Origin of the sequence: Microbacterium sp. Root280D1, from assembly GCF_001428975.1 — a bacterium.
Taxonomy (GTDB): domain Bacteria; phylum Actinomycetota; class Actinomycetes; order Actinomycetales; family Microbacteriaceae; genus Microbacterium.
In genome coordinates this window covers 635,655-647,329 of record NZ_LMJK01000001.1, presented here as the reverse complement: position 1 = coordinate 647,329, position 11,675 = coordinate 635,655, and the positions used below count along the sequence as shown (strand labels likewise).

The 11,675-nt window shown below is 69.6% G+C and carries 13 protein-coding genes and 1 pseudogene; 9 read left to right on the top strand and 5 right to left on the bottom strand.

Going from position 1 to position 11,675, the window contains the following annotated elements:
* Positions 1 to 6: 6 nt before the first annotated feature.
* The 3 genes from ASE34_RS03235 to purQ all read left to right on the top strand — a co-directional run bounded on the left by ASE34_RS03235 (position 7) and on the right by purQ (position 1,570).
* A complete protein-coding gene (locus tag ASE34_RS03235; protein WP_056276456.1) occupies positions 7 to 537 on the top strand; it encodes an adenine phosphoribosyltransferase in 531 nt (176 codons plus the stop codon).
* An 80-nt stretch (positions 538 to 617) separates the two neighbouring features.
* Positions 618 to 866 (top strand): phosphoribosylformylglycinamidine synthase subunit PurS, encoded by a 249-nt coding sequence (gene purS / locus ASE34_RS03230; protein WP_053098586.1) that lies wholly within the window; start codon positions 618 to 620, stop codon positions 864 to 866.
* On the top strand, positions 863 to 1,570 hold the full coding sequence (purQ, locus tag ASE34_RS03225) for a phosphoribosylformylglycinamidine synthase subunit PurQ (RefSeq protein ID WP_053098585.1): 708 nt from the start codon (positions 863 to 865) through the stop codon (positions 1,568 to 1,570). The genes purS and purQ overlap by 4 nt, the downstream gene beginning before the upstream one ends.
* Positions 1,571 to 2,094: 524 nt before the next feature.
* On the opposite strand, the gene ASE34_RS03220 is transcribed toward purQ, so the two are convergent.
* Positions 2,095 to 3,351: a hypothetical protein gene (locus tag ASE34_RS03220; RefSeq protein ID WP_056276453.1), complete on the bottom strand. Its 1,257-nt coding sequence runs from the start codon at positions 3,349 to 3,351 to the stop codon at positions 2,095 to 2,097.
* 155 nt (positions 3,352 to 3,506) lie between these two features.
* On the opposite strand from ASE34_RS03220, the gene ASE34_RS03215 reads away from it, so the two are divergent.
* Positions 3,507 to 3,956 carry a VOC family protein gene (locus ASE34_RS03215; protein WP_056277679.1) on the top strand — a complete coding sequence of 150 codons (450 nt, stop codon included), beginning with the start codon at positions 3,507 to 3,509 and terminating at the stop codon, positions 3,954 to 3,956.
* On the opposite strand, the gene ASE34_RS03210 is transcribed toward ASE34_RS03215, so the two are convergent.
* The gene (locus tag ASE34_RS03210) at positions 3,953 to 4,381 is read right to left on the bottom strand and encodes a DUF1761 domain-containing protein (RefSeq protein WP_053098583.1); all 429 of its coding nucleotides are present in this window, start codon (positions 4,379 to 4,381) and stop codon (positions 3,953 to 3,955) included. The two genes, ASE34_RS03215 and ASE34_RS03210, sit on opposite strands and share 4 nt — an antisense overlap.
* Positions 4,382 to 4,520: 139 nt before the next feature.
* Here ASE34_RS03210 and ASE34_RS03205 point away from each other — a divergent pair, with 139 nt between their 5' ends.
* From ASE34_RS03205 to ASE34_RS17975, 3 genes and pseudogenes are all read left to right on the top strand, one after another.
* Positions 4,521 to 6,182 (top strand): glycoside hydrolase family 13 protein, encoded by a 1,662-nt coding sequence (locus tag ASE34_RS03205; protein WP_056276450.1) that lies wholly within the window; start codon positions 4,521 to 4,523, stop codon positions 6,180 to 6,182.
* Between the two features lie 90 nt (positions 6,183 to 6,272).
* Positions 6,273 to 7,283 (top strand): LacI family DNA-binding transcriptional regulator, encoded by a 1,011-nt coding sequence (locus ASE34_RS03200; RefSeq protein ID WP_056276449.1) that lies wholly within the window; start codon positions 6,273 to 6,275, stop codon positions 7,281 to 7,283.
* Between the two features lie 75 nt (positions 7,284 to 7,358).
* Positions 7,359 to 7,637 (top strand): annotated as a pseudogene (locus tag ASE34_RS17975) (SUMF1/EgtB/PvdO family nonheme iron enzyme); the annotation flags it as partial.
* A 246-nt stretch (positions 7,638 to 7,883) separates the two neighbouring features.
* Here the strand turns inward: ASE34_RS17975 and nhaA are convergent.
* From nhaA to ASE34_RS03185, 3 genes are all read right to left on the bottom strand, one after another.
* Positions 7,884 to 9,164 carry a Na+/H+ antiporter NhaA gene (gene nhaA / locus ASE34_RS03190; protein WP_056276443.1) on the bottom strand — a complete coding sequence of 427 codons (1,281 nt, stop codon included), beginning with the start codon at positions 9,162 to 9,164 and terminating at the stop codon, positions 7,884 to 7,886.
* A 64-nt stretch (positions 9,165 to 9,228) separates the two neighbouring features.
* Positions 9,229 to 9,402: a hypothetical protein gene (locus ASE34_RS17965; RefSeq protein ID WP_200955149.1), complete on the bottom strand. Its 174-nt coding sequence runs from the start codon at positions 9,400 to 9,402 to the stop codon at positions 9,229 to 9,231.
* Between the two features lie 51 nt (positions 9,403 to 9,453).
* A complete protein-coding gene (locus ASE34_RS03185; RefSeq protein ID WP_053098578.1) occupies positions 9,454 to 9,795 on the bottom strand; it encodes an ArsR/SmtB family transcription factor in 342 nt (113 codons plus the stop codon).
* Between the two features lie 83 nt (positions 9,796 to 9,878).
* On the opposite strand from ASE34_RS03185, the gene ASE34_RS03180 reads away from it, so the two are divergent.
* Positions 9,879 to 11,213, top strand: coding sequence for an NAD(P)-binding domain-containing protein (locus tag ASE34_RS03180; protein ID WP_056276440.1), 1,335 nt, complete (start codon positions 9,879 to 9,881; stop codon positions 11,211 to 11,213).
* Positions 11,210 to 11,614 carry an arsenate reductase ArsC gene (locus tag ASE34_RS03175; protein WP_053098576.1) on the top strand — a complete coding sequence of 135 codons (405 nt, stop codon included), beginning with the start codon at positions 11,210 to 11,212 and terminating at the stop codon, positions 11,612 to 11,614. The genes ASE34_RS03180 and ASE34_RS03175 overlap by 4 nt, the downstream gene beginning before the upstream one ends.
* The last annotated feature ends 61 nt before the right edge of the window (positions 11,615 to 11,675 follow it).

The window sequence follows — 11,675 nt, the reverse complement described above, 5'->3', positions numbered from 1 at the left end:
TGACCGGTGCCCGACACCGATCTCTCCCCCGCCCTCGTCCGCGCCGAATCCCTGATCCGCAGCATCCCCGACTATCCCGAGGCGGGGATCATCTTCCGCGACATCACCCCGCTGCTCGCCGACGCCGAGGCCCTGCAGGCGACCACCGACGCGATCATCGCGCCGTTCGCCGGACAGTTCGACGTCGTGGCGGGCATCGAGGCACGCGGCTTCATCCTCGCCGGAGCGGCCGCGATCGCCGCAGGCGTCGGCCTCATCCCGATCCGCAAGGCCGGCAAGCTGCCCCGCCCCGCGGCATCCGTCGACTACGCCCTCGAATACGGCACCGCGACGATCGAGATGCACGACGATCTGCCCGTCGGGTCCCGCGTGCTGCTCATCGACGACGTGCTCGCCACCGGGGGCACGCTCGCCGCCGGACGCGAACTGGTCGAGCGCCTGGGCAGCCACGTCGTCGGCATCTCCGTGCTGTTCGAGATCGACGGCCTCGGCGGCCGCGAGGCGATCGGCGACCTGCACACCGTCTTCCACGCCTGAGCCCCGTCACCCGGGAATCGGGCGAGTCCCGAGCCGGTAGACTGGACACGCCCGTCCGCCCGCGACTTCCGGAGCCGTTCATGCCCACCATCGTCGTCGACGTCATGCCCAAGCCCGAACTGCTCGACCCGCAGGGGAAGGCCGTGTCCGGCGCATTCTCCCGTCTGGGCGTCGAGGGCTTCTCCGATGTCCGCATCGGCAAGCGCTTCGAGCTCACCGTCGAAGGCGAGGTCACCGACGAGATCCTCGCCGAGGCCCGCCGCATCGCCGATGAGGTGCTCTCCAACTCCGTGATCGAGGACGTCGTCGGCATCGAGGTCGCCGAGTGACCACGCGCATCGGCGTCATCACCTTCCCGGGCTCGCTCGACGACCGCGACGCCCAGCGCGCCGTGCGCATCGCCGGCGCCGAGCCGGTCGCCCTCTGGCACGGTTCGCACGATCTCGAGGGCGTCGACGCCCTCGTGCTGCCCGGCGGCTTCAGCTACGGCGACTACCTGCGCGCCGGTGCGATCGCCGCGCTCTCGCCGATCATGGCGGAGGTCAAGGACGCCGCGGCCAAGGGCATGCCGATCCTCGGCATCTGCAACGGCTTCCAGATGCTGGTCGAGGCGCACCTGCTGCCCGGCGGGCTGATCCGCAACGACCACCAGCACTTCGTGCGGCGCGATCAGAAGCTGATCGTCGAGAACTCCGACACCGCGTGGACCAACCGCTTCCGCACGGGCCAGGAGATCACGATCCCGCTGAAGAACGCCGACGGCGGGTACATCGCCGACGAGGAGACGCTCGACCGTCTCGAGGGCGAGAACCTCGTGGCATTCCGCTATGCGGGCGTGAACCCGAACGGCTCCCTGCGCGACATCGCCGGACTCACCAACGAGGCGGGCAACGTCGTGGGGCTCATGCCGCACCCCGAGCACGCGACCGAGGCCGGCTTCGGCCCCGACACCTCGGCCGCCATGCGCTCGGGCATCGACGGCGTCGACTTCTTCACCAGCGCGATCGCCGCCGTCGCCCGCGTCGCCGCGTAAGCGGTAGGCGCCCGCAGCCGCGGCCAGTTCCGCACCGCGCGCACAGCCGGGGCCAGTTCCGCACCCGCGCGCACAGCCGGGGCCAGTTCTGCACCCCGCCCGCAGCCGGGGCCAGTTCTGCACCCGCGCGCACAGCCGGGGCCAGTTCTGCACCCGAATCGCCGGTTTCGGATGCGTTATTGGCCCCGCATCAGCGGAGGATGCGCTTTTGGCCCCGCACCGGGGCGATGACGCCGGCCCCAGCACCGAGGGGGTCGGTTCCGCACCCGCTCGCGCAGCCGGGGCCAGTTCCGATCCCGCTCGCGCAGCCGGGGCCAGTTCCGCATCCGCGCCCGCAGCCGGGGCCAGTTCCGCACCCGCGCCCGCAGCCGGGGCCAGTTCCGCACCCGAAACTGGCGATTCCGGTGCAATAGTGACCACGCACCGCGCCGGAGGTGCAATGGTGACCCCGCACCGCGCCGCCGGTGCAAAAGTGACCCCGCACCGCGCCCGACGTGGCGGCAGTGGTGACGGCGCGCGACGGGTCAGTCGACGGGCAGCGCGAAGGGATTGTCGCCCGCGGCGGCGAGCAGGTACCAGGCCGTCGCACCGGTGTGCAGGCTGGCGTAGTAGAGGTCGCCGAAGCCCGAGTCGAGGCCGTCGGTCGACGTCGCCACGATCCCCTTGCCGTCGCCGTTGGGCGCATCGCGCTGACCGAGGCGGATGCTGCTCAGCAGCGACTCCACGCGTTCGGCGTCACCGGGCGCATCGCGCAGCGTGAGAGCGAGCGCCAGGTGGCCGGATCCCTCGAACCACACCTTCGACACGTCGGCGTCGCTGATCGACGCGCCCTGATACTGCCCGTCCGTCGCGATGAGGTGGGTCAGCGTCCAGTCCAGCGAGGTGTCGTAGCGGGGGTCGCGCGTGGCGAGCGAGCTCCAGGTCTGCGCGTCGAGGGGAATGGGGCGGGTGTTGACCGTCGACCCGTCCAGCAGGGTGCCCGTGTCGACATGGCCGTCGGCGCTCTGCATCGCGGCCACGAAGGCCGACGCGACGCCCGCCCGATCGGCCCAGACGGAGTCGCCGGTGAGCTGTGCGAGCTGCGTGAAGAAGCCGGCGATATCGCTGTTGTGCTCGGTGGACTTCCACTCCAGCGACGAGCCGTTCTCGAGCTGACCGCCGGTGTAGCCGAAGGGCGCTCGCACCATGTCGGCGGTGTTGTTCTGGATCCATTCGGCGATCTGCACCGCCCCGGCGAGGTACGTCGAGTCGCCGGTCGCGTGGAAGAGACGCGCGAGCGCCATACCGGTCCAGGCCTGGTTGCCGGTGAACGTGCCGGGGCCGGTGATCTCGACCCTCCCCTGACGGATGCCGTGCGGCTCGTACGAGGTGCGCACTCGGCCGTCGCCGATCGGGTCGTTCGCCTGCACGAAGAGCAGGGTGTCGCCGATGGTCCGCGCCCGACGGATGTCGTCGGGGAGCCCGCGTGCCGTGTACGCGATCACGACGAGGGCGTCGTCGTAGACGAACGACGGGGTGAAGTCCCAGGTCGGCAGGTCGGTGAAGAAGCCTCCCTGATAGCTGCGGGGAAGGCAGTGCCCCGCGCCGTCGCAGAACTCGTCGACGCGCGCATCGAGGAACTCGTAGGCGAGGGCGACCGACAGAGTCGGATCCGGTGCGGCGGTCGGGTCGTCGGCGGGGGCATCACCGGAGGCCGCGGTGGTCACGCCCGCGACCATCGCGGCGGCGATGAGTGCGGCGGCGATCATCCATGGCGCTGAACGGCGCGATGAACCCGACATGAAGACCCCCTCGGTCTGAACCGCAGTCGGCGACCGCAGGCGACCAGGAGGTCACGTGCAAAATGCTGGCATACCAGGAAGTCTCGGCGGAAGTGGCGAAGGTCTAGTCTTTCGAGGCGCCCGGCGTGTCGCGCCCCGCGAGTAGCATGCGAGCCATGCCCATCACACTGGAGAACGTCGGCATCGCCGTGCGCGACCTCGAGGCGACGATCGCCTTCTTCACCGATCTCGGCCTCACCGTGCTCGGTCGGGACGAGGTCAGCGGCGAATGGGCCGACACCGCCGTCGGCCTCGACGGCAACCACGCGAAGATCGCCGTGCTGCAGACACCCGACGGCCACGGTCAGCTCGAGCTGTTCGAATACATCCATCCCGACGCGATCGAGACCGAGCCGACCCTGCCGAACGAGATCGGGATGCACCGGGTGGCGTTCTCCGTCGACGACATCGACGAGTCCCTGGCGATTGCTGCCCGGCACGGATATCACCCGCTGCGAGGAGTCGCGAACTACCAGGGCGTCTACCGGCTCACCTATCTGCGCGGCCCGAGCGGGATCCTCGTCATGTTCGCGCAGGACCTCACGACGGATGCCGCGGCGAGCTAGCCGAGAGCCGGCGGCCAGACGCCGATGATCACGGCCATGACCACGATCGTGACGATCTCGTGTGCGATGTTCATGGTGGTCAACGCCGTCGGGCGGCCCTCGAAGGCGTCGTGCGTGATGAACCGCGCGGCCGTGAACCCGGCCCACAGCAGCACGCCGGTGACGACGGCGGCCCAGAAGAACGATCCGTCGTAGAAGTGCCAGGCGATCGCGGATGCTCCGGCGAGCACCCACGCCGTCGCGAAGCTCACGATCACGGTGGTGATGATCGCCATCGTCGCGCTCGCCCCCGGACGGTCCATGTCGACGTTCGCGAGCTTCGACCAGCGGGTGCCGAACACCTTCGGCGCGTACCAGATCGAGCCGACGATCATGCTCGAGGCGGTCGCGAGCAGAACGGCCCAGTAGTTGATCTCGGGAACCATGACAGCCTCCTGTGGTCGGATGCCCGAAGCATACTCCCGGGCCTGCAAGCGGCTGCGGACCGGCGCAGAATATCGGCTCACCGAATCGATTCGATGCTCGCTCTGGCAATCATGTAAGCGTTTGCACTAATCTGTTGCCATGGCACAGCTTGAGCAGATCGCAGCCCCCGGTTCCGAGTGGTGGCGCAGCGCGGTCATCTACCAGATCTACCCCCGTTCGTTCGCCGACGCCTCGGGCGACGGCATCGGCGACCTGCCCGGCATCACCAGCCGGCTCGACTCGCTGAAGGAGCTCGGCGTCGACGCGATCTGGCTGAGCCCGTTCATGACGAGCCCGCAGCGGGACGCCGGCTACGACGTCGCCGACTACCGCGACGTCGACCCGCTGTTCGGCACCCTCGACGACTTCGACACGATGCTGAACGAGGCGCATGCCCGCGGCATCCGCGTCGTCGTCGACCTGGTCCCCAACCACTCGTCGGCGCAGCACGCCTGGTTCCAGGAGGCCCTCAAGGCTGCTCCCGGCAGCCCCGAGCGCGCGCGGTACATCTTCCGCGACGGCAAGGGCAAGAACGGCGAGCTGCCCCCGAACAACTGGGAGTCCGTCTTCGGCGGCGGCATGTGGGAGCGCGTGACCGAGGCCGACGGCACGCCGGGCCAGTGGTACCTGCACATCTTCGACCCGACGCAGCCCGACTTCGACTGGAACAACGAAGAGGTGCGCGAGGAGTTCCGCTCGATCCTGCGCTTCTGGCTCGACCGCGGCGTCGACGGCTTCCGGGTCGACGTGGCCCACGGCATGATCAAGGCCGACGGCCTGCCCGACTACACGCCCCCGGCAGACGCCGACTCGATGGGCGGCGGCGAGGCGAACGTGCCGTACTGGGGCCAGGACGGCGTGCACGACATCTACCGCGACTGGCACAAGGTGCTGGCCGAGTACGACGGCGACCGCGCGCTGTGCGGTGAGGCCTGGATGCCGACGCTCAAGCAGACCGCCCTGTGGGTGCGCCCCGACGAGATGCACCAGACCTTCAACTTCCCCTACCTCATGACCGAGTGGGACGCGAAGGCTCTGGGGTCTGTCATCCGCGAATCCCTCGACGCGTTCGGCGAGGTCGGCGCACCCAGCACCTGGGTGCTGTCGAACCACGACGTCGTGCGCCACGCGTCGCGACTCGCGCTCACGGCCGAGAACCCGCAGGGCGAGGGCATCGGCCCGAACACCCCGCACAAGCCCGACACCGCCATCGGACTCGCGCGCGCTCGCGCGGCGACGACCGTGATGCTCGCGCTTCCGGGTTCGGCATACCTCTACCAGGGCGAGGAGCTGGGCCTGCCCGAGGCGATGGAGATCCCCGACGCCTTCCGTCAGGACCCGACGTGGTTCCGCACCAACGGCGAGCGCTACGGTCGCGACGGATGCCGTGTGCCGCTGCCGTGGGAGGCGGATGCTCCGGCGTTCGGCTTCAACGAGACCGGTGCGTCGTGGCTGCCCCAGCCCGCCGACTGGGCGTCGTACTCGCGCGACGTCGAAGAGGTCGACCCCGCCTCGACGCTGGCGCTCTACAAGCGCCTGCTCGCCGGACGGCGTGAGCACGGCTTCGGCAGCGGATCGCTCGTCTGGGAAGACGCCGGCGCAGATGCGGTGGCGTTCCGCCGCGGCGACGTGCACGTGCTCGCGAACCTCGGCACCGCGCCGCTGCCGCTGCCGACCGACGCGTTCGTGATCCTGCAGAGCCAGCCGTTCGACGGTGGCGCCGTGCCGGTCGACACCGCGGTCTGGTACACCACGGCGTAAGCCGCACGACGTTCCGGTCGCAGTTCGCGCCGCCCCCGGCTCCGCCCGACGGCACGAACTGCGACCGGAACGGCTCAGAGAGGATCCCCCATGGCGAGCATCGATGAGGTCGCCCGGCTCGCCGGCGTCTCGACCGCGACGGTCTCGCGCGCGCTGAGCGGCCGAGGCCATGTGTCGGAGTCGGCCCGCCTGCGCGTGCAGGAGGCGGCATCGGCGCTCGGCTACGTCGTGTCCTCCCGCGCGTCGAGCCTGGCATCGGGCCGCACCCGCAACATCGGGGTCGTGGTGCCCTTCCTCGACCGATGGTTCTTCAGCACCGTGCTGTCGGGGGTATCGTCCGCGCTGATGCGCGAGGGCTACGACATCACCCTCTACAACATCACCGCCGACAAGGACGTGCGCCGCCACGTGTTCGACACCTTCCTGCGGCGGCAGCGAGTGGATGCGGTGATCGCGGTGTCGATCGAGCTCGACGACGACGAGACGCAGTACCTGCTCGACCTCGGCCTGCCGGTGATCGCGATCGGCGGGCCGAACCCCAAGCTCGACACCCTCACCGTCGACGACGTCGCCGTGGCCCAGCTGGCGACCGAGCACCTGATCGGTCTCGGACACCGCGACATCGCCCACATCGGCGCGAACCCCGAGTTCGACATCGACTTCCACATCCCGACGAATCGTCGCCTGGGCTTCGAGAAGGCACTGGCGAAGGCCGGCATCCCTCTGAATCCGGCCTTCCTCGAGCCCGCCGACTTCACGGTCGAGGGCGGATACCGCGCGGCGAAGCAGCTGCTCGGACGCCCCGGCCCGCGACCCACCGCCGTGTTCGCGGCATCCGACGAGATGGCGATCGGGGCGATCCTCGCCGCCCGCGACCTCGGATTCGCCGTGCCGGACGACCTCTCGATCGTCGGCATCGACGGTCACGAGCTCGGCGAGTTCTTCCGACTCAGCACCGTCGACCAGTTCCCCCTCGGGCAGGGCGAGCGTGCGGCGGATGCCGTGCTCGCGAAGCTCGCCGACGGCGAAGCCGCGGGAATACCGGCCGAGCTCCCCTACGAGCTGAACGTCCGAGGCACGACCGCGCGCCTGGTCGGCTAGCCCCACGCGGGCGAGCATCCTGCCCCGCGCGACGACCCGGACGCTACGCTGACGCGGGTGACGAACATTCGCGACATGGTGCTGATCCCCGGCGGAACCTTCCGGATGGGGTCCGGGGACTTCTACCCCGACGAGCGCCCGGTGCACGAGCGCGAGGTCGCCTCGTTCGAGATCGACCGCTACCAGGTGACCAACGCGCAGTACGCGGAATTCGTCGATGCCACGGGATATATCACCGTGGCCGAGCGGCCTCTCGACCCGGCTGCCTTTCCGGATGCGGATCCGAAAGACCTCGTGCCCGGTTCCACGGTCTTCACGCCGACCGCCGGCCCGACCGACCTGCGCAACTGGCGCAAGCTGCGGTTCCCGAAGCTCTTCAATCTGCGCACCGATCCGTTCGAGCGCGCCGACATCACCTCGAACACCTACTGGGACTGGGTGCTCGACCACATCTTCCTGTTCATCCCGGCCCAGGCGTATGTGGCGAACATGCTGCACACCCTTGCCGAGTTCCCCGCTCGCCAGGAATCGGCATCGTTCACGATCACCCAGGTGATGGCGAAGCTGCAGTCGACGGTCGGCAGCTCCTGACCGTCGCCCTCAGGCGTCGAGCAGCGATCGGCGGGCGAGAGCGTTGCGCCTCGCGAGCATCAGCCCGCCGATCACCGCGGCGATCAGGGAGCCGAGGAGCACGCCGATCTTGACGTGCTCGTCGGCGACCGAACTCGACCCGTAGGCCAGCTCTCCGACGAGCAGCGAGACGGTGAATCCGATTCCCGCGAGGAATGCCATGCCGGCGAGGTCGGGCCAGCGCAGCGACTCGTCGAGACGCAGAGCGGGCACCCGGCTGAGCAGGAACGTGGTCGCGAGGATCCCGATCGGCTTGCCCAGGACGAGGCCGACGATGATGCCGATCGCGATCGGATCGGTCAGCGCCGACGCGAGCCCCGCGAGTCCGCCGATCGTGACGCCCGCCGCGAAGAAGGCGAACACGGGCACGGCGAACAGCGTCGCCACGACACCCCACCGGTCGGCGAAGTGCGGGGCGAGGCCGTCGTAGAGGGGCTCGCCGTCGGCATCCGTCCCCCGCGGCACCCGGGCGCGCTCGGTCGGGATGACAGGAACGACGAAACCGAGGAGGACTCCGGCGACGGTCGCGTGGATGCCGGCGGCATGGATGCAGACCCACACGGCGATCGCGAGAGGCATCAGGATCCACCACGCCCGCACGCCCTTCTGCACGAGCAGCGCGAATCCTGCGAGGGGCAGCAGCGCGAGAGTCAGCCAGGGGAAGCTGATCGAGTCGGTGTAGAAGGTCGCGATGATCGTGATGGCGATCAGGTCGTCGATGATCGCGAGTGTGAGCAGGAAGACACGGAGCGCCGGTGGGAGGAACTTCCCGACCACGGCGATCACGGCGACCGCGAACGCGATGTCCGTGGCGGTCGGGATGGCCCAGCCGCGCAGGGCGTCGCCGTCGCCCGCGTTGATCAGGGCGAAGATGATCGCCGGCACGATCACCCCGCCGACGGCTGCGGCGATCGGCAGCGCCGCCTGACGCGGATCGCGCAGTCGGCCGGTGACGAACTCCTCCTTCAGCTCGAGACCCACGACGAAGAAGAAGATCGCGAGCAGGCCGTCCGCGGCCCAGGCCCCGATGCTCAGATCGAGATGCAGCTCGGGGATGCCGAACGTGAAGTCGCGCACCGACTCGTACCACGACACGGCGGGGGTGTTGGCGAGGATCAGCGCGGCGACGGTGGCGGCGAGCAACAGCGAACCCCCGAGCACCTCGCTGCGGGCGTTGGAGCGGATGCCTCGCCACAGCTCATGGGGAGCCAGGCGGAGACGGGGACGGGTGCGGACAGGAGAAGCAGACATGACGAGACCTCACGCGAGAGAAGGGGTGAACGACGCGGAAGACCGCACCCCACAGAGGCGCGGTCTAGTCGCGTGGCGGCGGGCAGCCCGCGATCTCGCCGTGCGAGAGAGTGCCCCAGACGCTGGTCCACCCGTTCGTGCCCGGGTGGAGCACGACGCGCATCCATTCCTTCATCGGAGTCGCCGAGCGCAGCTCATGCGGAGCGCGCGCCAAACCGGCGATCGAGAGGAGGGCCATGGAATCAGCCTATCGGGATGACCGCACGCCGACCTGAGGAGCGCAGCAGGATCAGACGGCTCGCAGCGCGTCGCCGGCGGCGTCGAGAGCGCCCTCGGCGAGGGAGAAGTACGCCCACTTGCCGCGCTGCTCACGCGTGACGAGTCCGGCGTCCGCCAGCAGCTTCATGTGATGCGAGACCGTGCCCTGCGACAGACCGACCGGATCGGTGAGGTCGCAGATGCAGGCTTCGCCACCCGCGGCCGACGAGATCAGCGAGAGCAGGCGGATGCGCGTCGGGTCGCCGAGCGCCTTGAACAGGCGGGCGATCCGTTCAGCCTCGGCGAGCGGAAGAGCGGATGCCGCGCGCGGCGTGCAGCAGCCCGTCTGCTCGATCGTCACCGGAAGCGTCATACGCTCATCCTCTCACGTATTGACAATCTTCGATACGTGGGCGACGCTTCTCATATTGAAGTGTTTCGATCTGAGGAGATGTCGTGTCCGAGCTTCCCATCGTCGTCATCGGCGCGGGGCCGCAGGGTCTCGCCGCGGCGGCGCATCTCGTCGAACGCCGCGAAGACGTCGTCGTCCTCGAACGCGGGCGCGGCCCTGCCGCCGCGGTCTCCGAATGGGGCCACGTGCGCCTGTTCTCGGCGTGGCCCGAGCTGACGGATGCCGCCGCGCGTCACCTGCTCGAGCCGACCGGGTGGACCGCACCGACCGCGGGCTGTCCGACCGGGGCGGAATGGGTGAGCGACTACCTGGCGCCTCTCGCGGGCGCACTCGGTGAGCGGATCCGGTACGGCACCGCCGTCACAGGCGTCGCTCGCCAGGGTCGCGACAAGGTCGTCGAGTCCGGACGCAGGAACCAGCCGTTCGTCGTGCACACCCTCGACACGGACGGCACCGAGTCGCGGATCCTCGCCCGGGCGGTCATCGACGCGAGCGGCACCTGGGGTCTCCCCCACCCTGCGGGCGCAGACGGCTTCCCCGCCGTGGGCGAGGCCGCGGCATCCGATCTGATCTCCTACCGCATCCCCGACGACGTGTCCGGGCTCGCCGGCTCGCATGTGGTCGTCGTCGGAGCGGGACACTCCGCCACGCACGCCGTGCTGCGCCTGAGCGAACTGGCCCGCCGGTCGCCGGGGACCCGCGTCACCTGGCTGCTCCGCCGAGGGAGCGCCGCGAACGTTCTCGGGGGCGGCGCCGGAGATCAGCTGCCCGAACGCGCAGCGCTCGGCTCTCGGGTGTCGAAGGTGGTCCATGACGGTGTCGTCGAGGTGGTGACAGGATTCCGAGTCGCCGAGTTCCGGCGGGACGGGAGGGGCCTGGTGATCGTCGCCGAAGACGGACGCGAGATGGCAGAGATCGCGCACGTGTTCGCGCTCACCGGATTCCGGCCGGACACCGGCATCCTGCGCGAACTCCGAATCGATCTCGACCCCGCTCTCGATGCGGTCGCCGGCATCGCCTCCGAGATCGACCCCAACATCCACTCCTGCGGTTCGGTGGGCGCGACCGGTGCCCGACAGCTCACGCAGCCGGAGGAGGGCCTCTTCATCGTCGGCGCGAAGTCCTACGGTCGAGCTCCGACCTTCCTCGCCCTCACCGGTTACGAGCAGGTGCGCAGCGTCGCGGCCCACCTCGCCGGCGATCACGAGGGCGCGGCCCGCAACGAACTCACCCTGCCCGCGACCGGGGTATGCGGGGGGTCCGGTGACTTCGATGACAACGCGGGCAGCTGCTGCGCGGCTCCGGCGGTGCTGCAGATCGGCAGGACACCGTTGACGACCCTCGACCCCGCACGCTCGCCTACCCTGGAGACATCATGACCACCACCAAGCCCTCCGTCCTCTTCGTGTGCGTGCACAACGCCGGACGCTCGCAGATGGCCGCAGGTTTTCTGCGAGAGGTCGCCGGGGACCGCATCGAGGTGCGCTCCGCCGGATCCATGCCCGCCGACCAGATCAACCCGATCGCGGTCGAGGCCATGAGCGAACTCGGCATCGACATCACCGCCGAGCAGCCCAAGGTGCTCACGACCGAGGCCGTGCAGGCTTCTGATGTCGTGATCACGATGGGATGCGGCGACGCCTGCCCGTTCTTCCCCGGCAAGCGCTACGAGGACTGGGAGCTCGACGACCCGGCCGGGCAGGGCATCGACTCCGTACGCCCGATCCGCGACGACATCCGCCGTCGCATCGAGGCGCTCGCGGGCGAACTGCTCGCCTGACGCTCGCTCAATCGGGAGGAGATCTGCGATCCGGAGGGCGGATGCCGCGGCATCCTCCTCC